Source organism: Aquibium carbonis, assembly GCF_003970795.1.
Classification (GTDB): domain Bacteria; phylum Pseudomonadota; class Alphaproteobacteria; order Rhizobiales; family Rhizobiaceae; genus Aquibium; species Aquibium carbonis.
Genome location: NZ_RWKW01000035.1, coordinates 156,234 through 179,917 on the forward strand (window position 1 = coordinate 156,234; position 23,684 = coordinate 179,917).

Here is a 23,684-nt window from a genome sequence, read left to right on the forward strand (position 1 = left end):
GGCAACGTCACGATCTGAAACGAAAATTTAGTTCCGTTCGGTCATCATCCGACCCACCATCGGCGCCAACGGACGGCGCGAATCCCCGGGGGCATCAAAATGTGCGGCATCGTTGCAATCATCGGCTCGACGCCGGTCGCTCCGCTTATCGTCGACGCGCTGAAGCGGCTCGAATATCGCGGCTATGATTCGGCGGGAGTCGCCACGATCGACCATGGACGGCTCGATCGCCGCCGCGCCGAGGGCAAGCTCATCAACCTGGAAAACCGGCTGAAGGACGAGCCCCTGGCCGGGCTGATCGGCATCGGCCACACGCGGTGGGCGACCCATGGGGTTCCCAACGAGACCAACGCGCATCCGCATTTCGGCAAGGACGTCGCGGTCGTCCACAACGGCATCATCGAGAACTTCGCCGAATTGCGCGATGAACTGAAGGCCGATGGCTACGACTTCGTCTCGCAGACCGACACCGAGGTGGTGGCGCATCTGGTCTCGCGCGAACTGGACCGCGGTGCTTCGCCCGAAAAGGCCGCCCACAACACGCTGAAGCGCCTGCAGGGCGCATTCGCGCTCGCCATCATCTTCCGAGGCGACGAGAACCTGATCATCGGCGCCCGCTCCGGCCCACCCCTGGCCGTGGGGCACGGCGAGGGCGAGATGTATCTCGGCTCCGACGCGATCGCGCTGTCGCCCTTCACAAGCGCCGTCACCTATCTCGAGGACGGCGACTGGGCGGTGGTGCGCCGGGACGGGATGAAGATCTTCGACATGGATGGCAATCCGGTCGAGCGGCGCATGCAGAAGTCGATCGGCACGGCCTTCCTGGTGGACAAGGGCAATCACCGGCACTTCATGGAAAAGGAGATCCATGAACAGCCGGAGACGATCTCCCACACGCTGTCGCACTATCTCGATTTCACAGAGGGCAGGGCGCGGCGCGAGGCGCTGCCCTTCGACTTTGCGAAGCTGGACCGCATCGCGATCTCGGCGTGCGGCACGGCCTATCTGGCCGGACTGGTGTCGAAATACTGGTTCGAGCGCTATGCCCGCCTTCCGGTCGACATCGATATCGCGTCTGAATTCCGCTACCGCGAGATGCCGATGCCGAAGGCGAGCGCGGCGTTCTTCGTGTCGCAATCGGGCGAGACAGCCGACACGCTGGCTTCGCTTCGCTACTGCCGCTCGCAGGGCATTCCCATCGGCGCCATCGTCAACGTGCAGGAATCGACCATCGCGCGCGAGGCGGATGGCATCTTCCCGACGCTCGCCGGACCCGAGATCGGCGTCGCCTCGACAAAGGCCTTCACCAGCCAGCTCTCCGTGCTGGCGGCGCTCGCCGTGCGTGCGGGCAGCGAGCGCGGGACGATCAGCGCCGAAGACGAGAAGCGCATGGTGCGCGAGCTGTCCGAAGCGCCGCGCTACGTGCGCCAGGCGCTGAAGCTCGAAGAGCAGATCGAGAAGGTGGCACGCAAGCTTTCGCAATTCCGCCACGTGCTCTACCTGGGCCGCGACACGAGCTATCCGCTCGCCATGGAGGGCGCGCTCAAGCTCAAGGAAATCTCCTACATTCACGCCGAGGGCTATGCCGCCGGCGAACTGAAGCACGGGCCGATCGCGCTGATCGATCGCGACATGCCGGTGATCGTGATCGCCCCGCACGACCGCATCTACGACAAGACCGTGTCGAACATGCAGGAGGTGGCAGCGCGCGGCGGCAAGATCATCCTGATCACCGACCAGGAAGGCGCCCGCCGTTCCTCGATCGACACGTTCGAAACGATCATCATGCCCGATGTGCCCGAGATCATCGCGCCGATCGTCTACGCCCTTCCCATCCAGATGCTTGCCTATTTCACCGCCGTGTTCATGGGCACCGACGTCGACCAGCCGCGCAATCTTGCCAAGTCCGTTACCGTCGAGTGACGGGGAGCCGGCCGCTGAAATCGCTGCCGCCTGCATGATTTGACATTCATAAATCCGTTGCATTGCCCTATCTATGGTGAGGCTTCGCTCCGGAAACGCGTGCATGTCCGACCACACCAAAGGCCGAGGAATGATGCGGATCAGAAATTATTTCCTGACCGGATTCGTCGTTTGTGCGCCGCTCGCGATCACCGCCTACATCGCATGGTCGTTCATCGGCTGGGTGGATTCATGGGTGAAGCCCTACATTCCCGAGCGCTACAGCCCCGACTACTACCTGCCTTTCGCGGTCCCGGGTTTCGGCCTGATCGTGGCCCTGACCATCATCACGCTTGTGGGCTTCCTGACGGCCAACTTCATCGGCCGATCGATCGTGTCCTATGGCGAGACGCTGCTGGACCGCATGCCGCTGGTGCGCAGCCTCTATAAGGCGCTGAAGCAGATCTTCGAGACGGTTCTGTCGAACAAGTCCGAGGTGTTCAAGAAGGTCGCCCTGATCGAGTATCCGCGCCGCGGCTTGTGGTCGATCGTCTTCATCTCGTCGGAAGGGAAATCGGAAGTCAACCACAGGCTGGAGGAACCGGCGTCCGAGACGGTGGCGGTTTTCCTGCCGTCGACGCCCAACCCGACCACGGGCTTTCTCATGTATGTGCCGCGTGCCGACGTCATCGAGCTGTCGATGTCGGTGGAGGAGGCCGCCAAGCTGATCATTTCCGCCGGCCTGGTCACGCCCGACTACCAGAAGAAGGTGCAGGAACTCGCCCTCGCCGCGAAGGCCAGACAGCTCTCGACCGCCGCCGAGTAGCGCCGACGCTTGCTGCTCAGCCTGCGCGCAACAGCCGGACGGCCTCGTCGCGGCCGAACAGGTAGAGCAGCAGACGCAGGGCTTCGCCGCGCGGCGTGGTCAGGTCGGGGTCGCGCTCCAGCACGAGCCGCGCATCGCTGCGGGCGATCTCCAGGAGGTCGCCATGCGCCTCGAGCCGCGCTACCTGGAAGCCGGGCGTGCCGGATTGCCGGGTGCCGAGCAACTCGCCTTCGCCGCGCAACTTCAGATCTTCCTCCGAGATGAGGAAACCGTCCTCCGTCTCGCGCAGCACCGAGAGGCGTCGCTTGGCCGTCTCGCCAAGCGGACCCTCGTAGAGCAGCACGCAGGTCGACGCATCGTCGCCGCGCCCGACCCGGCCGCGCAGCTGGTGCAGCTGCGCCAGTCCGAAACGCTCGGCGTGCTCGATGACGATGATCGTGGCGTCCGGCACGTCGACACCCACCTCGACGACGGTCGTGGCGACGAGGATCCTGGTCTCCCCGGACTTGAAGGCGCGCATCGCCTCGTCCTTTTCGGCGGCCTTCATGCGTCCGTGCACGAGGCCGACGAGCGGACCAAATACCTCGCGCAGGGATTTTGCCCGGTCATCGGCCGACATCAGCTTGACCTCCTCGGACTCCTCCACCAGCGGGCAGATCCAGTAAGCCTTCTGGCCGTCGCGGATTGCGTTGCCGATGCGCCCGACGAGGTCCGTCAAACGTTCGATGGGCAAGGTCACGGTCTGAATCGGCTTGCGGCCGGCGGGTTTTTCGGTCAGGCGCGAGACGTCCATGTCGCCAAAAGCCGACAGGACGAGCGTGCGCGGGATGGGCGTGGCTGTCATCACCAGCATGTCCGGCGCATCGCCCTTGGCGGTCATCGACAGCCGCTGGTGCACGCCGAAGCGATGCTGCTCGTCGACGATGGCCAGCACCAGGTTGCGATAGGCCACGCTTTCCTGAAAGAGCGCATGCGTGCCGATGACGAAGTCGATCGAGCCGTCGGCGATGCCGGCCAGGATTTCGGCGCGCTCGCGGCCCTTCTCGCGCCCGGTCAGCACACGAGCGGCGAGGCCGGCTTTCGCCGCCAGCGGAGCGATGGTCGCGAAATGCTGGCGCGCAAGAATTTCGGTCGGCGCCATCAGCGCAGACTGGCCGCCGGCCTCCGCCGCGCGTGCCATGGCGAGCAGCGCGACGACCGTCTTGCCGGCGCCGACGTCGCCCTGCAGCAGCCGCAGCATGCGGTCGGGCCGTGCGAGATCGGCGTCGATCTCGGCGACGGCCTGTTCCTGACTGCGGGTCAGGGTATAGGGCAGCGCCGCACGGATCGCCGCCACATGCCTGCCGTCGCCAACCAGGGGCCGGCCGGAAAAACGCCGGACGCGGGCGCGTATCATCGCCAGCGAAAGCTGGCCGGCGAGCAGCTCGTCATAGGCGAGGCGCCGACGCGCCGGATTGTCGAGCGAGACGTCGAGCGCGTCGGCCGGCTCGTGCAGGCGCTTCAGTGCACCCGCGAAATCGGGGAAGGACTGGCGTCGCACCAGTTCGGCGTCCTGCCATTCCGGCAAGGCGGGCAGGCGCGCGAGCGCCTGGGCGAGGATGCGCCGCAGGACGCGCGGCGAAAGGCCGGCCGTCAGCGGATAGACCGGCTCCACCAGCGGCAGGTCGCCCGCCTTGTCGACCGAAACCATGTGGTCGGGATGCACCATCGAGGGCCGGCCGTTGAACCACTCCATGCGGCCGCTGATCAGCATGCGGGCGCCGACCGGCAAGGTGTTTTCCAGCCAGGGGCCCTTGGCGTGGAAGAAGGTGAGCGCGATCTCGCCGGTGTCGTCGAATGCGAAGACGCGGTAGGGCATTCCGCCCTTGCCGCGCGGCGGCGGCTGGTGGCGGTCGATCGTTACCTCCAGCGTCACGATCGCGCCCTCGGCGGCCAGCGCGATCTCGGGCCGACTGCGCCGGTCGATCAGCGAGTGCGGCAGGACGAAGAGCAGGTCGCCGACCCTCAGCTCGCGCTCGGCGACATCGGCGGGCGTCACTTTCTCCAGCAAGGCGCCGACCTTCGGCCCGACGCCTTCGAGCGTGGTGGCCGGCGCAAAAAGCGGGTCGAGCAGGGACGGGCGCATCGGTCAGCTCCCGTCCAGGCGCGCGAAAGCCGACGCGAAGCTGGCGAAGGATGGCGAGGCGGATGGGAGACGATCATTTGGCACGCCGCGCACCTTATCCGCCTGCGCGGTCGCTGCAAGGCTGACACTGGCCTCGTTCCGTTCTATATGCGCATCCGAACCAGGCGAGCGACCACCGGCACGATGATCAGCAGCGGCACTCTCAGCATCCGGCGCAAGAAGGCGCTCTATCGGGCCCAGCATCGCGGCATGCGCGAGATGGACCTATTGCTCGGCACCTTCGCGGCCGCAAGCCTGGATCAGATGAGCGCGGCAGAACTCGATGAGTTCGAGGGGTTGCTGGACATCCTGGATGCCGATTTCCTGAAATGGCTCACCGGCGAAGAACCGGTACCGGCCAGACACGACACAGATCTCTTCCGCAGGATCCGGGCGTTCCGCCAAGTGATGCCTTTCTGACGATAGATAACCCATGCGCTTGATCGATTCCCTCGGGCTGAAACCGGGCCGCACCGGCTCCGTCGTGATCGACGGTGTCGCCGACGGCTATGAGGCCTTCGTGCTGGCCGAGATCGCGCGCGAAGCGGCCGGTGATCGGCCTTTGATCTATGTCGCTCGCGACGGCCAGCGCATTCCAGCCCTCGTGGAGGCACTGGGCTTTGCCGCGCCCGGCCTTCCGGTGCTGGAACTCCCGGCCTGGGACTGCCTGCCCTATGACCGTGTCTCGCCCGGCGCCGATGCCGCCGCGCGCCGGCTCGATGCCCTGTCGGCGATGATCGCGCTTCAGGAAAACCCGCATCGCGCCATCATCCTGACCACCGTCAACGCCATCCTGCAGCGCGTGCCGCCGGCCAAGCTGCTCGCCGCGCAATCCTTCTCCGTCAGGCCGGGAAACCAGGTCGACATGCAATCTCTGGTTGCAAGACTGGAGACGGGAGGGTTCGACCGGGTGGGCACGGTGCGCGACGTCGGCGACTACGCCGTGCGCGGTGGTATCCTCGATCTCTATGCGCCCGGCTGGACCGAGCCGCTGAGACTCGACTTTTTTGGCGACACGCTGGAATCGATCCGCGCCTTCGACCCCGCCACGCAGCGCACCACCAGCCAGCGTAACGCCATGACATTGCAGGCGGCAAGCGAGGTGACGCTGACGCCCGAGACGATCAGCCGGTTCCGGCGCAACTACATCGAAACCTTCGGCGCGCCATCGCGGGAGGACGGGCTCTACGCCGCGGTCTCCGAGGGCCGCCGTTTCGCCGGCATGGAGCACTGGCTGCCGTTCTTCTACGAGAGCCTGGACACCATGTTCGACTACGTGCCCCACGGGCCGGTGGTGTTCGACGCGCTGGCGCAGGAAGCGATGGTGGAGCGCCACACGCTGATCCTCGACCACTACGATGCGCGCAAGCGGCAGGCGTCTGGCAAGGGACTGGGTGACTCGACGCCCTACAACCCCACCCCGCCCGAGCGGCTCTATCTGGCGCCGCAGGACGTCCGACCGGCGGCCGGCGAACGCCTGATCGTCGATCTGTCGCCCTTCGACGCGCCGAGGGGAGAGGGCAGGGCGATCCTGAAGGCGAAGTCGCGTGCGGGCCGATCCTTCGCCGCCGAGCGTGCCGACCCGAACGCCAACGTCTTCGACCATGCGGTGCGGCACATCGCCGAACTGCGCGCCGCCGGCCGCAAGACGCTGGTCGCCGGCTGGACGGAAGGCTCGCTCGACCGGCTAAGCCAGATCCTCGCCGAGCACGGGCTGGGCGGCATGACGCGCGTCGCCACTCTCGAGGAACTGGAAAGACTGGCGCCCGGCAAGAGCGGCATCGCCGTGCTGCCGCTGGAGACCGGCTTCGAAACCGACAAGATGGTCGTGATCGGCGAGCAGGACATCCTGGGCGACCGGCTCGTGCGCCGCGCCAAGCGCAAGCGGGCGTCCGACTTCATCTCCGAACTGGCCTCGCTCGCGGCCGGCGACATCATCGTCCACGCCGACCACGGCATCGGCCGTTTCATCGGGCTGCGAACGATCGAGGCAGCGGGCGCCCCGCACGATTGTCTGGAAATCCACTATGCCGGCGACGGGCGCCTGTTCCTGCCGGTCGAAAACATCGACCTCCTGTCGCGCTACGGCTCGGACGCCGCCGACACGACGCTGGACCGTCTGGGCGGCGGCGCCTGGCAGTCGCGCAAGGCCAAGCTCAAGAAGCGCCTGCTCGACATGGCCGGCGACCTGATCCGCATCGCCGCCGAGCGCCAGATGCGCGGCGCGCCGGCCTTCCTGCCGCCCGAGGGGCTGTACGGCGAGTTCGCCGCGCGCTTCCCCTACGAGGAGACCGAGGACCAGCAGGCGGCCATCGACGCGGTGATCGACGATCTCGGCCTCGGCCGGCCAATGGACCGGCTGATCTGCGGCGACGTCGGCTTCGGCAAGACCGAGGTGGCGCTGCGCGCCGCCTTCCTGGCCGCCATGGAGGGCGTGCAGGTGGCCGTCGTGGTACCGACGACGCTTCTGGCCCGCCAGCATTTCAAGACCTTCTCGCAGCGTTTCGCCGGCCTTCCCGTGACGGTGCGCCAGGCCTCGCGCCTCGTCGGCGCCAAGGAATTGGCCGAGACCAAGAAGGGGCTCGCCGATGGCACGGTCGACATCGTCGTCGGCACGCATGCGCTGCTCGGCGCCGCGATCAGCTTCAAGCATCTCGGGCTCCTGATCATCGACGAGGAGCAGCATTTCGGCGTCAAGCACAAGGAGCGCCTGAAGGATCTGAAGAGCGACGTGCACGTGCTCACCCTGTCCGCGACGCCGATCCCGCGCACGCTGCAGCTGGCGCTGACGGGCGTGCGCGAACTGTCGCTGATCACCACCGCACCCGTCGACCGCATGGCGGTGCGCACCTTCATCTCCCCCTTCGACCCGCTGGTGATCCGCGAGACGCTGCTGCGTGAGCGCTACCGCGGCGGCCAGAGCTTTTACGTCGTGCCGCGCATCAGCGATCTGAAGGAAGTCGGTGATTTCCTGAGGGAACACGTGCCCGAGCTGAAGTTCGCCACCGCGCACGGGCAGATCGCGCCCGGCGAACTCGACGACATCATGAACGCCTTCTACGACGGCAAGTACGACGTGCTCTTGTCGACCACGATCGTGGAATCCGGTCTCGACATCCCGACCGCCAACACGCTGATCGTCCACCGCGCCGACATGTTCGGCCTGGCCCAGCTCTACCAGCTGCGCGGCCGCGTCGGCCGTTCCAAGCTGCGCGCCTACGCCCTGTTCACGCTACCCGCCAACCGCACCATGACCCAGACTGCCGAGCGGCGGCTGAAGGTGCTGCAATCGCTCGACACACTGGGCGCCGGTTTTCAGCTCGCCAGCCACGACCTCGACATCCGCGGCGCCGGCAACCTGCTCGGCGAGGAGCAATCGGGCCACATCAAGGAGGTCGGCTTCGAGCTCTACCAGCAGATGCTGGAGGAGGCGGTGGCCGAGATCCGCGGCACCGGCGAGGTCTCGGACGGCTCCTGGTCGCCGCAGATCACCGTCGGCACCGCCGTGATGATCCCCGAGAGCTACGTGCCCGACCTGCAGCTCAGGCTGGCGCTCTACCGCCGTCTGGCCGACCTCCAGTCCACCGCCGAGATCGACAGCTTCGGCGCCGAGCTGATCGACCGCTTCGGCCCGCTGCCCGACGAGGTGCAGCACCTCTTGAAGATCGTCTACATCAAGGCGCTTTGCCGCAAGGCCAACGTCGAGAAGCTCGACGCCGGGCCGAAGGGCGTCGTCGTCCAGTTCCGCGACAAGACCTTCGCCGATCCGGCCGGGCTGGTGAAGATGATCGCCGAGCAGGGCTCGCTGGCAAAAATCCGCCCCGATCAGGGCGTGGTCTTCATCCGCGACTGGCCGAACCCCGAGAAGCGCCTGGCCGGCGCGGCGGTGGTGATGACGCAGTTGGCAAGGCTGGCGGAGAAGGCGGGGTAGGGCGCGGGCGGGGTCTTGTACCCAAAGTTGCTTCAGCTTCTGACAACCCTACCCGCAGGCTGCCGCAAAGCAACGCGATTCCACGAAAGTGGCCGAGAGCTCCAATGTTCTTGGATGGCCTGCGAGAAATCGGGCCTGACAAGCTTCGCTCGGGCAATGCAACCGGTTTCATCCTCGGTTCGGATAACGAGCCCTTCTATCGCACCATCTCTGAACTGACTACGCACATTGAGTAGAAGGTCAGTTAGCTGATGTAGCGCAAAATGTCCTCTTGCGATTTCCGGTACGGTGCTGAGGCCACCTTTTTGAGCAAGCGTATTCCTGTCAATGGTGGTAAGGAATTCTTTTTTCTCACGACAGTAGACGTCGAATAGAAGAAACCAGTCTGGTAAACGATCGTAAAATAGTGAGTGGGTTGCCGCACACCATTCACCGAATAATATCAGCTTCGGTTCTAGAACCTTTTCCAGGCTCTCCCGCCTCTCCCCAAGCCAAGAATTAAGACGTGCAAACTGTCCCCGATAGGGCATTGAAATATAAGATCCCCTGTTTTGCAGTAATATCTCAAAATCGTCGGCGCGTGATATCCCGAGGTTGGCTCCATCAACTTTTTCTTCAACAATTACGACAGAATCCAAAAAATCTTGAATCTCATGTGGCAAAAGAACCTTGTCTCCGCGCGGTTTATCTTTACCGAGCCAAGCTAGGTGTGGAGTATGAGGAAACCGAAAGAAGTCAGTCATTTTGGCAACTTAGGAGATGCATTATTCGGAAATTTTACTTTGTAGAAATGACAGGCATCCTCCGGGCACAAAAATTCTACTGCGATGCCATGTTTCCTGAGCGTCTCCCACCAATCCAACCATTTGCAGTCTGCGGCCTGCAAAATCTTCGGCTTCTCTGGGTGGGCGTTCGCTACTGCCGCAAATTTTCGATCGGGAGCATCGAAGTGTGGCTCAAGACGCTGATCTGGAAATTCAACAAATTGATCGGACCCTATTTCTGTAATCGTTACCTGCTCAACATAAGTTTGATTGCGTTGATTTTGGAGTAACCATTTTAAGAATACGTCGCCGACCCCCTTCGGTTGGTTCGGATGAGTTTTATTCTGGTATTCGCGGAGAATGTGGAAGCAATCATCAATTACTGTAATTCCGCGCTTCTGTTGCATGAGAAGGCGTTCTATGCAGCGCTGCCTGCATTCGTCGGAAATTCCTTCGTGATTGCCATTGGCAACCAAGAGGACATTTGTATCGATAACAGCATAAACCATCAATTATTTAGAACCGATTTCGTTCGTGATTTCTTCTTGATGGCCGCAAGTGTTCTTGCACTTATATCTTCCATCTCGTCTCCGAAGAAATTTTCTGGCCAGTTAATAATTTCTCCGTCTTCATTGATTTGAAGATCCTCAATTTCGGTGAATCCTCTCCTATTCCTTACAAAATAGACAGCCACCTCTTCCTTCTGAATCGCTCCCTCAGCTACTCGTCTCTGCAAACGATTAAGGAAATGCTCCGAATGCGTTTCGATTACAAGTTGCGTCCTTCGCGGCGCACCTTCCTCGTAAGAATGGATTGCGCTGATAAACGCATCGGCAAGTACGGATTGCGCTTTGGGATGGAGATGAATTTCCGGCTGCTCCATCCAAACAGTGGAACCTACAGGGGAATAGAAGGCTTGCACCAGTGCGGGAAGAACCTGCGAAACACCAAAACCTACGTCAGTTAGTTTAACCTCTGGTGCCGTGGTCTGTGTTTTCACGAGGACTTCATATTCTTTGCGCCCCTCCGCGACGGCCTTCACGCGGAAATTAGCAATAATACCGAGGTCGACTAGCCAAGATGCGATAAACTCATCAAAACGCATTTTGCTACGCTTGTGGCCGCGATTGAGCTTGCGTCCTTCTGCCGCCGCCGAAAGTAGCGCGGCAATCGCACTTTCCCCCTGTTGGCCTACATCCGGTGGGCTATCGCCAGACCATTGGTACACCCGGCGGGGAGGGCTTCTCAGGGGACCGAGAAAGTAAAGCTCATCCAGGATACGTTCGGTTTCTAGCGCGAACTCAGCTAAGAAGTCAGCATTTTGGTATCGCAGGAGCGTACGATCTGCAAATCGGTAGAATTTTTCAGGCGGCTCCGCCGGCCACTTACGACCTTGAGCGTGAACAAGGCGCAGTGGCGAGGCTTCAAGAAATCCACCGCTACCTTTTCGACCGTGAGTGATCTCAAGCGCGGCTATATTTCCATCAAACAACTTGTACTCGACCTTTTCAGCGATCGGCTGCCCCGACTTGTCCGCCCGTAATGTCGAATGGAGATACAGGTGATCTCCGGAGTAGTCTTCCGACCGGGTCAGTGGGTTTTTTACATGCAGCCGATTTGGGAGCCGCCATTTCAAGGCAAATTCAATAGGCAGAGTAAGATTATGGCCATGAACGCAATCAGCAAAAGTACCCAGATCGATCAAAGAATTTTCATCGCCAAGATGTAGAGCGCGTTTTCGGTCAGAAATCTGAACCGTCTGTTTCAAAGCGAGAAGTAAGTGCCCAAGACTGGATTTTCCAGAGCTGTTTCCGCCAAATATAACAGTTAGAGGAGCAAGGCGAATAGAGCCCGTATCCTGCCATGCCTTGAAGTTTTTCACCTGCAATTCGACGAGCATCTCATTGTCCTAGAATTTTTCTTTTGCTAGCACGACTTAAGCGGTTCCCGCCAATCGCTTCAGGGCTGTCTTTGATCTGAAAAACCCTTTCCTTGCGGTAGAGAAGTCCCCGTTTGGGGCTAATGTGTATCGAGAGGCTGCACTACGTGGTTGACATATTCACTAGCGATTTAACGTAACCCGACAATCTTTTTTCGGTACATCTTGCGATACGCGGTTGGCCGTCAGCCTTTTACCCTGCCTTCACTCTCCCTCCAACTCCTCCCATCTCCCCCTCACCCCTTCTCCGCCGCCACCTGCCTGATCGCGTCGGCCAGTGTCTGCGGGTCCTGCGCGCCCATCACGGCATATTTGTTTTCGAGGATGAAGCACGGCACGCCGCGCACGCCCATGCGCGAGGCGGTGGCGATTTCCTCGGTCACAGCGTCGCGGTCGGCGTCGGTGGGGAGAAGCGTCTCGACCACGGCCGCGTCCATGCCGGCGTCGCGGGCGGCTGCGATCAGTTCTGTGGGGTCGCCGACATTTCGGCCTTCCTGGAAATAGAGCTCGAACAGCCGGCGGGCGAGCCGGTTCTGGATTTCGGGACCGGCCGAGCCCGCCCAGCGGATGACCCGGTGCGCGTCGAGCGTGTTCGGCGCGACCGTGATGGCGTCGAAGGCGAAGGGAATGCCTTCGGCCTGGCCGGACCCGACCAGAGTGTCATGCGCCTGCTTCAGCCGATCGGCGCTGCCGAACTTCGCCAGCATGTAGGCCTTGCGCTCGAGCCCTTCGGCCGGGATCGTCGGATCGAGCTGGTAGGGCCGCCAGCGGACGTCGACCTCGATGCCGTCGGCAAGCGCGATGGCGCGGTCGAGGCGTTTCTGGCCGAGGAAGCACCAGGGACACACGACGTCGGAAATGACGTCGATGCGGACGGTCTGCGGCTGGGTCAAGGCGGCCTCCATCTGTGCTGATCCGCGAGAACTTAGCGCGATGCGGCGAAGCGGGCCATGCCGTCGCGCATCCACCATCCGTGCCGTGTCAGTCGCCGACGCGCCACCAGGTCGGCAGCTGGTAGCCGTAGAGCGGCGTCTGGCCGGCATGCTCGATCCGCGCCCAGCGCCCGACCCATTGCTCGCCCTGATGATAGAGCGGAACGACATAGGCACCGGACAGCAGCGCCCGGTCGAGCGCCCGCACGGCGTCGATGAAATCGCCGCGCTCGCGGGCCTGGAGAAGCGTCTCGATCAGCGCGTCGACGGCAGGCTCGGCGACGCCTGCGAAGTTCCAGGAGCCGGGCGCGTCCTTCGAGGCCGAGCCCCAGCGGCCGACCTGCTCGACGCCGGGGGAAAGCGAGGCGGTGTAGTTGGCCAGGATGACGTCATAGTCGCGGGTCAGGAGCCTTTGCTGGTACTGCGCCGCGTCGACCGAGCGGATCGTGGCCTCGATGCCGAGGCTGGCCAGCGTGCGCTGCCAGGCCAGCGCCAGTTCCTGTCCGCCATTGGCCCGCAGCATGATCTCGAAGGCGAAGGGCCGTCCGTCGGCGTTGACCATCTTGCGGTCCTGCATGGTGTAGCCGGCGGCCTTCAGCGCTTCGAAGCCCTGGCGCAGGAAGGAACGGTCGCGGCCGGTGCCGTCCGATACGGGTGGCGCCCAGGCGCCGTCCATGATCTCCGGCGCGACCGCGTCGGGGAAGGGGGCGAGCAACGCCTTTTCCGCCTCGTTTGCCGGCACGCCCTGCGAGCCGAGTTCGGACCCGTCCCAGTAGCTCCGGGTGCGCCTGTAGACGCCGGAAAACAGGTTCTGGTTCGCCCATTCGAAATCGAACAGCCCGGCGAGCGCCTGGCGCGTCGCGCGGTCCTGGAACAGGGGTCGCCGCGTGTTCATGACGAAGCCGTACATGCCGGAGGGCAGGCCGCTGCGAAAGGTGTCCTTCGCCACCTCGCCGGACGACACCGCGGGGAAACCGTAGTCGTTCGTCCAGCGGGTGGAGCTGCCTTCCGGAAAAATGTCGACGAGACCCTTCTTGAAGGCCTCGAACATGGTGTTTTCGTCCCGGTAGTAGTTGAGGCGGATCTCGTCGTAATTGTCGAAGCCGCGCTTGGAGGGAATGTCCTTGCCCCAGTAGTCGGGATCCCGCCGAAGCACGAGGAGTTCCCCGGGGCGCACCGTCTGGATGCGATAGGGGCCGCTGCCGATCATCGGCTTCAGCGTCGACTTGGCGAAGTTCTCCGCGTCGATGGCGTGTTTCGGCAGCACCGGCATGAGGCCGATGATCAGCGGCAGTTCGCGATCCGGCATTTCGAAGGTGAACCGCACGCCGCGCTCGCCCACCTTCTCCATCGCCGACAGCTTGTTGACGGTGGTGGCGTAGCGGGGAAAGCCCTTGTCGCGCAGCAGCTCGAAGGTGAAGATCACGTCCTCGGGCGTCACCGGTTCGCCGTCGGAGAAGCGGGCGCGGGCGTCGAGCGTGAACTCGGCATAGGTGCGGTCGTCGTCGGTGTCGATCGATTCGGCCAGCAGCGGGTAGAGCGCGAAGGGTTCGTCGTAGGACCGCATCATCAACGTCTCGAAGACGTTGTTGCCGTAGGTCAAATCGAGGATGCCGCGCACCGCCGAGCCCTGGATGATCAGCGGATTGAGGCTGTCGAACGTGCCCTGGACGGCATAGTTGACGGTCCCGCCCTTCGGCGCATCCGGGTTGGCGTAGGGCAGGTGCTCGAAATCGGCCGGCAAGGCCGGTTCGCCATGCATGGAAATGGCATGGCGGGGCTCCGCCACAGCTGGTGAGCCGATGACGGGGAGGGACAGGACCGCGAGGGCCGACAGTGTCTTGAAGAGTCTCATGGGGGCTGTCGCCGAATGGGTGGATGATTCGAAGGCACCGTAACACGATCGGGGCGTCATTCCCTCATCGCGGCAGAAAGCGGCGTGTTTCCGGTCGACCATACTGGATTCGGCTCGGCTGGCGGTGTAACAGGCGGCGGCAGGATAATCATCGGTCAGCCCGGACAGCGCCGCCAAGTCATGCTGTCGCCTCATTTGGCCAACATTGAGCGGTCAAGGTTCCAGGCACCGAAACTCGAGAGGAAACGCCACCGATGCAGTCGAAGAGTATCTCCGCACCCCGCTTTGCAGTACTTGCGGCCGGTATCGCCGGCTTCGTCGTGGCCAACGTCGTGCCGGCCATGGCCCAGCAGCAGGGCCAGCCGCCCCGCGGCTGGTTCAAGGCCTGTTCGAAGCAGGAAGACATCGACATCTGCAACGTTCAGAACATCGTGGTCGCCGATTCGGGCCAGCTGATCACTGGCGTGAGCCTGATCGAGGTCAAGGGAAAGGTGAACCGCAAGGTGTTCCAGGTGACCGTGCCCACCGGCCGCATGATGATGCCCGGCATCGGCATGCAGGTGGACACCGCCAAGCCGCAGAAGGTCGACTATGCCGTTTGCTTCCCGGATCGGTGCGTAGCCGAGGTTCCGATGACGGACGCGCTCGTCGCGAGCTTCAAGAAGGGCACCGAGCTGACGCTGACCTCGGTCAACTTCCAGAACCAGCCGAACCCGATCAAGGTCTCGCTCGCCGGCTTCACGGCCGCGTTCGACGGCGCGCCGCTTCAGCAGGCCGACATCGAGGATCGCCAGAAGAAGCTTCAGGAGTTCGTGTCCAAGAACAACGAGGACTTCGCCAAGAAGCTTCGGGAAGAGCAGGAAAAGGCCAAGGCCGCGAACTGACGCGACCGGCATGGGGCGGCGCGGGGACGCGCCGCCGGAAGCTGCCCTGCATCCGTGATCATTGCGAAGGCGTGGATTTCGATCCGCGCCTTCTTTCGTAGCGGACGTACCCGACCGCCTCGCCCCCAGGCAACAACGACTGAAGCGCCATTGCGGGGCGAGATCCATCAGCGGTGAGGGGTGGACACCTGTCGGCCGGGCGCTCTGGCAAAGGCCATCGGCGTCAAGACACGTCCCACCCGGTTGCGGGCGTCAGCCCGGCCGGGTCAGACCGAGAAGCTGGTGCCGCAGCCGCAGGACGCGACGGCATTGGGGTTGCGGATCTGAAACGACTGGCCGATCAGGTCGTCGACGAAGTCGATCACCGAGCCGCCCATGTAGATGAGTGACATTTCGTCGACGAGTACCGTAGCGCCGTCTCGCTCGATGGCGGTATCGTCGTCATTGCGCTCGGCGGTCAGGTCGAACTTGTAGGAAAAGCCCGAGCAACCGCCACCTTCGACGGAAACGCGAAGTGCGCTTTTGTCCTGCTCGGCGGCGAGGATACGGACGATCCGCTTCGCGGCCGCCTCGGTCAGTTCCACGCCCTTCATCGAATTCTTGGCGTCGCTGCCCATGGCATCACCTTGCTTTTGCAATCCCACGATAGGTATGAAGCGCATCGGGGCAAGTCAACCGGCGAGATCAATGTCCGTGCAAGGTCCACGCGACGACATCGGATATGGATATCGGCCGCGCGCCGCCTTCGCATGCGATCCGGCTGCGACGCGGGGGCGCTTCTACGCCGAACCGGAGAGCCCGACGCGCACGCCCTTCCAGCGCGACCGCGACCGCATCATCCATTCCACCGCCTTTCGCCGGCTGAAGCACAAGACGCAGGTCTTCTTCGCCCACGAGGCCGACCACTACCGCACCCGGCTCACCCATTCGATCGAGGTGGCGCAGATCGCACGTGCGCTGGCGCGCGCTTTGCGGCTCGACGAGGATCTGGCCGAGGCGGTGGCGCTGGTCCACGATTTCGGCCACACGCCCTTCGGCCACACCGGCGAAGACGCGCTGCATGCGAAGATGGCGGCCTATGGCGGCTTCGACCACAACGCCCAGGCGCTGCGGGTGGTCACCAAGCTCGAGCGCCGCTATGCCGAGTTCGACGGGCTGAACCTGTCGTGGGAAACGCTGGAGGGCCTCGTCAAGCACAATGGTCCGCTGGTGGGCCCGGAGGGGGCGGGGTTGAAGGGGCCGCTGCCGCAGTCGATCCGTGATTTCGACGCGCTGTACCCCCTGGATCTTGCCAGCTATGCATCACTGGAGGCGCAGGTTGCGGCGATCGCCGACGACATCGCCTACGACGCGCATGACATCGACGATGGCCTGCGCTCCGGCCTGCTGACTCTGGAAATGCTGGAGGGGCCGGCCTTCACGGCCGAACTGCTGGCGATCGTACGTGAGCGCTATCCCGCGCTCGATCCCATTCGAACCGGACACGAACTGATGCGGCGCCAGATCACCATGATGGTGGAGGACGTGATCGGCGAGGCGCAGGACCGGCTTGCGGCGCTCGATCCGGCATCGCCCGAGGCCGTTCGCGCCGCGCCACGCGCCATCGCCGCCTTCTCCGACACCATGCGCGACCGCGAGAAAGAACTGAAGGCCTTCCTCTACGCCAATCTCTACCGGCATCCGGACGTGATGGCTGTGCGGGCGCGGGCCGAGCGCATCGTCGCCGACCTGTTCGACGTCTATTTCGATGATCCGGAGACGATGCCGGAGGGCTGGCGGGGTATCCTCACGCGGGCCGGCGACGCCGTGAAGGCGCGGCACGTGGCGGATTTCCTGGCGGGCATGACCGACACCTACGCATTGAAGGAACACCGGCGGCTGTTTGACCATACGCCCGATATCGGTTAGGCGGAGCCCCGCGAACGGCACACCGCTGCCGGCCTCTCGAAACCCCGGAAGACGACCGATGAACATCTTCGCCGATTTCCACGATCGGATCAGCAAGGCCATCCTTTCGCTCGGCCTGACCCCCGTCGACGGGTCTGACCTGTCGCTGGCGCGCGTGACCGTCGAGCCGCCCCGCGATGCGACCCATGGCGACCTCGCCACCAACGCGGCGATGGTGCTGTCGAAGGCCGTCGGCGAAAATCCGCGCGTGCTGGCGCAAAAGATCGCCGATCGCCTCAAGGACGAGCCCGACGTGGCGCGTGTCGACATTGCCGGTCCGGGCTTCATCAACCTGGCGCTGAGCGATGCCTTCTGGCAGGCGAGGCTGCGGGAGATGCTGGCCGCCGGTCTGGACTACGGTCGTTCGACGGTCGGAGCCGGCCACCGCGTCAACGTCGAGTTCGTGTCCGCCAATCCGACCGGGCCGATGCATGTGGGCCATTGCCGCGGCGCGGTCGTCGGCGACACGCTAGCCAACATCATGGCCTTCGCCGGCTACGACGTCGTCAAGGAGTACTACATCAACGATGCCGGCTCGCAGATCGACGTGCTCGGCCGTTCGGCGCTGCTGCGCTATCGCGAGGCGCTGGGCGAGAACATCGGCGACATCCCGGCCGGACTCTATCCCGGCGACTACCTGAAGCCGGTGGGACAGGCGCTGCTCGACGAATATGGCTCCGGCCTGCTCGGCATGGCCGAGGTCAAGGCGCTGGACATCGCCAAGGACAAGGCCATCGCCATGATGATGGAGATGATCCGCGAGGACCTGGCCGCGCTCAACGTGCATCATGACGTGTTTTTCTCGGAACGCAGCCTGCATGAAGGCAACGGCGGCAGGATACGCTCGGCCATCACCGACCTGACGCTGTCGGGCCATGTCTACAAGGGCAAGCTGCCGCCGCCGAAGGGGCAGAAGCCGGAGGACTGGGAGGACCGCGAGCAGACGCTGTTCCGTTCCACCGAGGTCGGCGACGACATCGACCGGCCTCTGGTCAAGTCGGATGGCGCCTTCACCTATTTCGCCGCCGATGTCGCCTATATGAAGGACAAGTACGAGCGCGGCTTCGAGGAACTGATCTTCGTGCTCGGGGCCGACCATGGCGGCTACGTCAAGCGCCTGGAAGCGCTCGGCAAGGCACTGTCGGGCGGCGCCCTCGAGATCGAGGTGCTGCTGTGCCAGCTGGTGCGCCTCTACCGCGACGGCGAGCCGGTGAAGATGTCGAAACGGTCCGGCGAGTTCGTGACGCTGCGCGATGTGGTGGACGAGGTCGGCCGCGATCCGATCCGCTTCATGATGCTCTACCGCAAGAACGATGCGCCGCTGGATTTCGACTTCGCCAAGGTCACCGAACAGTCCAAGGACAACCCGGTCTTCTACGTCCAGTATGCATCGGCGCGCTGCCATTCGGTCTTCCGCCAGGCGGCGGAACAGTTCTCCGGCGCATCCTTCGACCGCGCGAGCCTGTCCGGTGCGGTGGGCGGGCTCACCGACGAGGCCGAGATCGCCATGGTGCGCAAGCTCGCCGAGTATCCCCGCATCGTCGAGTCGGCGGCCGCCGCGCATGAGCCGCATCGCATCGCATTCTACCTCTACGAGGTGGCCAGCGCGTTGCATGCGCTGTGGAACCGGGGGACCGACAATCCGGACTTACGTTTTCTTAAGGTTAACGATCCAGAATCGACCAAAGCCAGACTTGGGCTGGTGCGGGCCGTGCTTGACGTCTTGACGTCGGGGCTCGGGTTGCTCGGTGCGGATGCTCCTGAGGAAATGCGCTGAGACGCTCGAAAAACCGCCACCTTTCGCCCACAATACGCTGGTAACGCCCAAGGTCCGTGGCGATTACGTCGCTCGGACATCTGCGAGTTCGGGGACGAGTAATGGCAGATCTGAAGCATCTCAAGGTGCAGCCGCACGGCAAGGACGGCGATAGTGATCCGCTGGCCGAACTGACGCGCATCATGGGGCTGAACCCGCAGACTGGAGCGCGTGAAACGGTGTCCGACGAATTCGGTATCGATCTCGAGCGCGAGTTGATTGGCGACATGGGCGCCAATGACAGCCGCGCACCAGGGACGAGGACCTCCAACGGCGTCAGTGCGCCCGCCGTCACGGCGCCTGCCGGTTCGCCCGCACAGCGTTCGAACGACGGTTGGAAGCCGGCTTCCGTGGACGTTCCGTCCGCATCGCGAGGTCAGGCGGCAATGGACGGGCCGCGCCCGGCCATCGATCCGTTTGCCGCCCTTTCGAAGCCCGTTGCGCCATCGGTCCCGCAAGGCCTGACCTCGCGGGCCGCCCCGCAAGAGGCCGAAAAGCCCGCCACGCGGCGCGACTGGTCGATCGCCGGCGCGTCCGCACAGACGGCTCCCTCCGGTTCGACACCCGTTGCGCGGGCTCCCTCCGACGAAGCCGCGGAAGAGGATCCGTTCGAGCGGCTGGCCGCGTTCTCCCGTCAGTGGCTCGATCGTAGCCAGCCGGACGCGGGCGCAGCCGCGACTGGTCCCGGGTTTCGCATGCCCTCCCAGCCATCCGGCCCCGTGTCGGCCGTTCCGGCCCCGGAGCGCGCGAAGCCCGTGTCCGACGTTTCGCCTCGGCCCGTGCCTTCGACCGCGATCCCGTCCGCATCGCCGGCGTCCCCCGCGAGCGGACTTTCGTCGACCGTGCCGGCATCCATGAAGTCGACGGCTTCGCGCCTCGCCGATCCGGCGCCGGTGGTTCCGCCGCCCGCCGAGGACAAGATCTTCGATCCTTTCGCCGAACTGGTCGCCATGGCCGGGCAGACGCGCCAGACGGCGCCCGCCGGCCCCGAAGGCCCGGCCGCGATCGCATCCGTCCCGGCGGCTGCGCCGGCCAGCCCGCAGCCACGCCCCCAAGCCGTGAAGACGGACCCCGCTCCCGCCGATGGGGCGGCGCCCTACCAGTCGACGGTCGCGAACCCGTCGATCATCGCGCGGCGTACCAACTGGCAGTCGGCTACGGGCAATGTCCCCGCCTTCACGCCGCGTGACCCGTCGGCTGTCACGCCGCAGGTCGCCGCAGCGGCAGCCGCGACGATCGCGCCATCGGTGGCCCGAGCCGCGATGCCGGCCCAGGTTGAACCGGCGGCGGTGGAAACCGCGCCTGCAAAGCCCGAGCCGGAAGCATACGTCCCTCAGGTCCAGGCGCCTGACCATCCTGCGTCCGACGAACGGCCCACGACCGAACCGGCCAGTCCGGCCCTCCAAAATGCCCCGGCGACACCCGTGGTCGAGGCCGAAGCCCCCGAGGCTTCGACCTGGGATGCCATATCGGCCTGGGTCACCAAGCCGAGCGAGCGGCGCGTTCAACCATCGCAAGACGGTCATCAGGCCAACACCGACGATCTGGACGATTTCTTCCGTGCCGAGGACGAGGACGATGCGTCGGTTCTCCCCCCTGTCGCGCAGATTCCCGGACTGGCGCCCGAGACCGCCGGCGAAGACGATCTCGGCGGGTTCGACGATGACTTCGATCTCGAGAGCCTCCTGATGAGCGAACTTGAGGGCGAGGGGTACCGCGCCGAAGACGGCGGAGCCGACCGCAAGGCGACGGATCTCGCCGCGGCCCTGGCGCCATCCTCGCAGCCCGAGCGGGCTTTCCAGGGCGCTTCCGCCCGGAACGACGGGGTCGAACGTGTGGCCGAGGCGCGCGATGCCCAGGCGCAGGCCGTTTCGAAGGATGTTCTCGCCGAACTGGAGGAGCCTGAGGCCCGCGACGACGATGACGGCATGCCGGACGTCGATACGGTGGAGGTGCCGACCGCGCCCTATGTCGTCGCCGACGAGATCGACATCCCCGAACTGCACGTCGAGGACGACGTCCAGCCGGCGATCGCGGCGGATGACATCGATGCCGATTTCGGCGGTGGGTTCGAAGACCGCCCCGAGACCCGGCCCGCCGCCGGCATGGCGGCAGGGGCCGCCGTCGCCATGGGCGAGACATGGTCGAACGCCGCACCGCGCGTCGCTCCGGGGACCGCACGGCACGACGATGTCGACGAGCTGGATGCCGCCTTCGACGAGGCGGTCCGCTCCTGGGCCGAGGCCGAAAACCGGAAGGAGCAGGGCGCCGAAGGAACTGCCGCTACCGGTGGCGCGGCCATGTGGATGAACGTGCGCCCGGGTCTCGACAGCCGTGCCCATGACGATGACGATTTCGATCCGACCTACCAGCCCGGCCCGGCCGCCTCGTATGAAGGTCGCTCGGTCCAGAAGAGCCGCGGTCTCATGGTGGCGGCGGTGGTGGCCGGCATTGCCGTGATCGGGGGCGTCGGCGCTTTCGTGATGTCGATGGGCGGCGGCGAGGGCGGGGATGCGCCCGTGCTCGTCCGCGCCGATCAGGAGCCGGTCAAGGTCAAGCCCGATCAGCCGGGCGGCATGACGGTGCCCAATCAGGACAAGGCGGTCTACGAGCGCTTCAGCGCCGGCGGGTCCGACGGGCAGCCGGCCCAGGAACGATTGGTTTCCAACCAGGAGGAGCCTGTCAGTCTCGCCGTCCGGACCGTTCCCATCACCGCGCCGACGGCTTTGATCGACCCGGCCGACGCGGAGACGGCCGACGAACTGCCGGGCGCGTTTGGCCAGTCGGGCGACCTGGCGCGGCCGAAATCCGAGGATCGCGTCGAGGCAACCGACGACTTCGATCCCGCGCTCTCGGAGGAGATCGCGGTGATCGCGCCGCATCGGGTTCGCACCATGGTCGTGCGGCCGGACGGGACGCTGGTCCCGCGCGAGGAGATGGAGCCGCAAGCCGTGATGGCCGCCGCCGAACCGGCGCCTGCTCCGCTGGCTCAGGCACCGATCCGTACTAGTGATGCAGCCCCGGCCGCCAGCGCGGCATCCGACATGCAACCGGCGTCGTCCGCTAACGGGACCGCGCCGGCCGCCGCTTCCGAAAACCCGGCCGCGCCGGTCGCCGACGCGGTGCAGGATCCCCCCGTTCGAACGGTCGAGACCCGGACCATCACGCGCGACCAGGCGACGCCGTCGCGCGGCCCCGTCGCGCCGACCCGCCCGTCGGACCAGCCGGTCGACATCGTCGGCAATGCCGGCGCAGCACCGGCCGGGACGCAGGTTGCCGCCGCCACGCCGGCGCCGGTCGTCGCAGCCCAGAGCAGCGAATGGGCCATGCAGATCGCCTCGCAGCCAACGCCTGAAGGCGCGCAGGCGAGCTATGCCGACCTGTCGCGCCGCTACTCGTCGGTGCTCAATGGACGCGGCGTCAACATCGTCAGGGCCGAAATCGCGGGGAAGGGCACGTACTGGCGCGTTCGCATTCCGGCCGGCTCGCGAGCCGAGGCGAACACGCTCTGCGATCGCTACAAGGCCGCGGGCGGGAGCTGCTTTGTGTCGAGGTAGTCCGAGCCGTCCAGAACCGAGTGCCGGCGGGCCGTCCTAAGGGGCGGCCCGTTCGCGTTCAGGACGACGCGGCGCAATTCCCTCGTCCGATCAAACGCACTACGCTGTGGGCCATGAGCGAATCAAAAGCCGTCATTTTCGGGTCAACCGGCAAGCGCCTCACTGCCGAGGAGAAGGCCTTCTATCGCGGCGAGCGACCCTGGGGGTTCATCCTCTTTGCCCGCAACATCGGCGAACCTGCTGAAATCGCCGATCTGGTGGCCGAAATGCGTGACAGCGTCGGCCGGCCGGACGCGCCGGTCTTCATCGACCAGGAGGGCGGGCGGGTGCAGCGGCTGCGGCCGCCGCTGGTGCCGAACTATCCGCCGGCCGCAGCCCTCGGCGCCATTCACGCAGGTGATCCGGAGGCCGGGCTGCGCGCCGCCTGGCTGATGTCGCGGCTGCACGCCTTCGACCTGATGCGCTTCGGCATCAACGCCGACTGCCTGCCCGTGCTCGACGTGCCGGTGGAGGGCGCGCATGACGTGATCGGCAACCGCGCCTATGCGAAGGATCCGGAGGTGGTCGCCGCGATGGGCGGTGCCGCCGCGGACGGGCTCATGGCGGGCGGCGTTTTGCCGGTGATGAAGCACGTGCCGGGCCACGGACGGGCATTCGCCGACAGCCACCTGGCGCTGCCGGTGGTCGATGCGCCGCTGGACGAGTTGCGCGCACGCGACTTCGCGCCCTTCAAGGCGCTCAACTCGTTGCCGGTGGCGATGACGGCGCATGTCGTCTACACCGCGTTGGATCCGCATCGGCCGGCCACGACGTCGCCCCTGATCATTTCGCAGATCATCCGCGGCGAGATCGGCTTCGACGGCCTCCTGATGAGCGACGACGTCTCGATGAAGGCGCTTTCTGGGGATTTCGACGAAAAATCCCGAGCCATCCTTGCCGCAGGTTGCGATGTGGTCCTTCACTGCAATGGCGTGATGGACGAAATGCGGGCCGTCGCAAACGGGGTCGAAGCGCTTTCGCCGGAGGCGGTGCGCCGCGCCGGCCGGGCGCTGTCCCTTTTGGGACGCGCCGATGGCGCCGACGAGTTGTCCCTGCGCGAGGAATTCGCCGCCCTGACAGGGGCTTTTGCATGAAGGGATGAGGCGTGGCCGAGGCCGCCGGAGCATC

Annotated in this window: 16 protein-coding genes; 9 read left to right on the forward strand and 7 right to left on the reverse strand. The window is 64.8% G+C overall.

Annotated elements, in window-relative coordinates; genetic code table 11:
* The first annotated feature begins 99 nt into the window (after positions 1-99).
* Positions 100-1,923 (forward strand): glutamine--fructose-6-phosphate transaminase (isomerizing), encoded by a 1,824-nt coding sequence (gene glmS / locus EJC49_RS10885; RefSeq protein WP_126699949.1) that lies wholly within the window; start codon positions 100-102, stop codon positions 1,921-1,923.
* 103 nt (positions 1,924-2,026) lie between these two features.
* Positions 2,027-2,728: a DUF502 domain-containing protein gene (locus EJC49_RS10890; protein WP_126699950.1), complete on the forward strand. Its 702-nt coding sequence runs from the start codon at positions 2,027-2,029 to the stop codon at positions 2,726-2,728.
* 16 nt (positions 2,729-2,744) lie between these two features.
* On the opposite strand, the gene recG is transcribed toward EJC49_RS10890, so the two are convergent.
* Positions 2,745-4,853, reverse strand: coding sequence for an ATP-dependent DNA helicase RecG (gene recG / locus EJC49_RS10895; RefSeq protein ID WP_126699951.1), 2,109 nt, complete (start codon positions 4,851-4,853; stop codon positions 2,745-2,747).
* Positions 4,854-5,036: 183 nt separating this feature from the next.
* On the opposite strand from recG, the gene EJC49_RS10900 reads away from it, so the two are divergent.
* Positions 5,037-5,312: a succinate dehydrogenase assembly factor 2 gene (locus EJC49_RS10900; RefSeq protein WP_245453356.1), complete on the forward strand. Its 276-nt coding sequence runs from the start codon at positions 5,037-5,039 to the stop codon at positions 5,310-5,312.
* A gap of 13 nt (positions 5,313-5,325) precedes the next feature.
* Positions 5,326-8,823: a transcription-repair coupling factor gene (gene mfd, locus EJC49_RS10905; RefSeq protein ID WP_126699953.1), complete on the forward strand. Its 3,498-nt coding sequence runs from the start codon at positions 5,326-5,328 to the stop codon at positions 8,821-8,823.
* A 32-nt stretch (positions 8,824-8,855) separates the two neighbouring features.
* On the opposite strand, the gene EJC49_RS10910 is transcribed toward mfd, so the two are convergent.
* The 5 genes from EJC49_RS10910 to EJC49_RS10930 form a co-directional block, all read right to left on the reverse strand.
* Positions 8,856-9,566 carry an RNA ligase family protein gene (locus tag EJC49_RS10910; protein ID WP_126699954.1) on the reverse strand — a complete coding sequence of 237 codons (711 nt, stop codon included), beginning with the start codon at positions 9,564-9,566 and terminating at the stop codon, positions 8,856-8,858.
* Positions 9,563-10,096 carry a hypothetical protein gene (locus tag EJC49_RS10915; RefSeq protein WP_126699955.1) on the reverse strand — a complete coding sequence of 178 codons (534 nt, stop codon included), beginning with the start codon at positions 10,094-10,096 and terminating at the stop codon, positions 9,563-9,565. The genes EJC49_RS10910 and EJC49_RS10915 overlap by 4 nt, the downstream gene beginning before the upstream one ends.
* On the reverse strand, positions 10,096-11,487 hold the full coding sequence (locus EJC49_RS10920; protein WP_126699956.1) for an AAA family ATPase: 1,392 nt from the start codon (positions 11,485-11,487) through the stop codon (positions 10,096-10,098). Before EJC49_RS10920 ends, EJC49_RS10915 begins: the two co-directional genes overlap by 1 nt.
* Before the next feature lie 275 nt (positions 11,488-11,762).
* Positions 11,763-12,431 carry a DsbA family oxidoreductase gene (locus tag EJC49_RS10925; RefSeq protein ID WP_425358807.1) on the reverse strand — a complete coding sequence of 223 codons (669 nt, stop codon included), beginning with the start codon at positions 12,429-12,431 and terminating at the stop codon, positions 11,763-11,765.
* A 76-nt stretch (positions 12,432-12,507) separates the two neighbouring features.
* Positions 12,508-14,313 (reverse strand): extracellular solute-binding protein, encoded by a 1,806-nt coding sequence (locus tag EJC49_RS10930; RefSeq protein ID WP_126699958.1) that lies wholly within the window; start codon positions 14,311-14,313, stop codon positions 12,508-12,510.
* 254 nt (positions 14,314-14,567) lie between these two features.
* Here EJC49_RS10930 and EJC49_RS10935 point away from each other — a divergent pair, with 254 nt between their 5' ends.
* Entirely contained in the window at positions 14,568-15,197 is a 630-nt protein-coding gene (locus EJC49_RS10935; protein WP_126699959.1) for an invasion associated locus B family protein, read from the forward strand.
* A gap of 266 nt (positions 15,198-15,463) precedes the next feature.
* On the opposite strand, the gene erpA is transcribed toward EJC49_RS10935, so the two are convergent.
* A complete protein-coding gene (gene erpA, locus EJC49_RS10940) occupies positions 15,464-15,814 on the reverse strand; it encodes an iron-sulfur cluster insertion protein ErpA (RefSeq protein WP_126699960.1) in 351 nt (116 codons plus the stop codon).
* Positions 15,815-15,884: 70 nt separating this feature from the next.
* Here erpA and EJC49_RS10945 point away from each other — a divergent pair, with 70 nt between their 5' ends.
* From EJC49_RS10945 to nagZ, 4 genes are all read left to right on the forward strand, one after another.
* Positions 15,885-17,105 (forward strand): deoxyguanosinetriphosphate triphosphohydrolase, encoded by a 1,221-nt coding sequence (locus tag EJC49_RS10945; RefSeq protein WP_170314678.1) that lies wholly within the window; start codon positions 15,885-15,887, stop codon positions 17,103-17,105.
* A 58-nt stretch (positions 17,106-17,163) separates the two neighbouring features.
* Positions 17,164-18,921: an arginine--tRNA ligase gene (gene argS, locus EJC49_RS10950; RefSeq protein ID WP_126699962.1), complete on the forward strand. Its 1,758-nt coding sequence runs from the start codon at positions 17,164-17,166 to the stop codon at positions 18,919-18,921.
* A gap of 101 nt (positions 18,922-19,022) precedes the next feature.
* Positions 19,023-22,517, forward strand: a complete 3,495-nt coding sequence (locus EJC49_RS10955) for an SPOR domain-containing protein (protein WP_126699963.1) — start codon at positions 19,023-19,025, stop codon at positions 22,515-22,517.
* Positions 22,518-22,630: 113 nt separating this feature from the next.
* Positions 22,631-23,650: a beta-N-acetylhexosaminidase gene (gene nagZ, locus EJC49_RS10960; RefSeq protein WP_126699964.1), complete on the forward strand. Its 1,020-nt coding sequence runs from the start codon at positions 22,631-22,633 to the stop codon at positions 23,648-23,650.
* Positions 23,651-23,684: the final 34 nt, after the last annotated feature.

What these genes read in the sequence shown, in the direction of transcription:
- EJC49_RS10910 (WP_126699954.1), bottom strand. Translation starts at nt 9,566, where the DNA reads ATGACTGACTTCTTTCGGTTTCCTCATACTCCACACCTAGCTTGGCTC.
- EJC49_RS10900 (WP_245453356.1), top strand. Translation starts at nt 5,037, where the DNA reads ATGATCAGCAGCGGCACTCTCAGCATCCGGCGCAAGAAGGCGCTCTAT.
- nagZ (WP_126699964.1), top strand. Translation starts at nt 22,631, where the DNA reads ATGAGCGAATCAAAAGCCGTCATTTTCGGGTCAACCGGCAAGCGCCTC.
- glmS (WP_126699949.1), top strand. Translation starts at nt 100, where the DNA reads ATGTGCGGCATCGTTGCAATCATCGGCTCGACGCCGGTCGCTCCGCTT.
- EJC49_RS10930 (WP_126699958.1), bottom strand. Translation starts at nt 14,313, where the DNA reads ATGAGACTCTTCAAGACACTGTCGGCCCTCGCGGTCCTGTCCCTCCCC.
- EJC49_RS10955 (WP_126699963.1), top strand. Translation starts at nt 19,023, where the DNA reads ATGGCAGATCTGAAGCATCTCAAGGTGCAGCCGCACGGCAAGGACGGC.
- recG (WP_126699951.1), bottom strand. Translation starts at nt 4,853, where the DNA reads ATGCGCCCGTCCCTGCTCGACCCGCTTTTTGCGCCGGCCACCACGCTC.
- EJC49_RS10920 (WP_126699956.1), bottom strand. Translation starts at nt 11,487, where the DNA reads ATGCTCGTCGAATTGCAGGTGAAAAACTTCAAGGCATGGCAGGATACG.
- EJC49_RS10890 (WP_126699950.1), top strand. Translation starts at nt 2,027, where the DNA reads ATGTCCGACCACACCAAAGGCCGAGGAATGATGCGGATCAGAAATTAT.
- EJC49_RS10935 (WP_126699959.1), top strand. Translation starts at nt 14,568, where the DNA reads ATGCAGTCGAAGAGTATCTCCGCACCCCGCTTTGCAGTACTTGCGGCC.
- EJC49_RS10925 (WP_425358807.1), bottom strand. Translation starts at nt 12,431, where the DNA reads ATGGAGGCCGCCTTGACCCAGCCGCAGACCGTCCGCATCGACGTCATT.
- argS (WP_126699962.1), top strand. Translation starts at nt 17,164, where the DNA reads ATGAACATCTTCGCCGATTTCCACGATCGGATCAGCAAGGCCATCCTT.
- EJC49_RS10945 (WP_170314678.1), top strand. Translation starts at nt 15,885, where the DNA reads ATGTCCGTGCAAGGTCCACGCGACGACATCGGATATGGATATCGGCCG.
- EJC49_RS10915 (WP_126699955.1), bottom strand. Translation starts at nt 10,096, where the DNA reads ATGGTTTATGCTGTTATCGATACAAATGTCCTCTTGGTTGCCAATGGC.
- erpA (WP_126699960.1), bottom strand. Translation starts at nt 15,814, where the DNA reads ATGGGCAGCGACGCCAAGAATTCGATGAAGGGCGTGGAACTGACCGAG.
- mfd (WP_126699953.1), top strand. Translation starts at nt 5,326, where the DNA reads ATGCGCTTGATCGATTCCCTCGGGCTGAAACCGGGCCGCACCGGCTCC.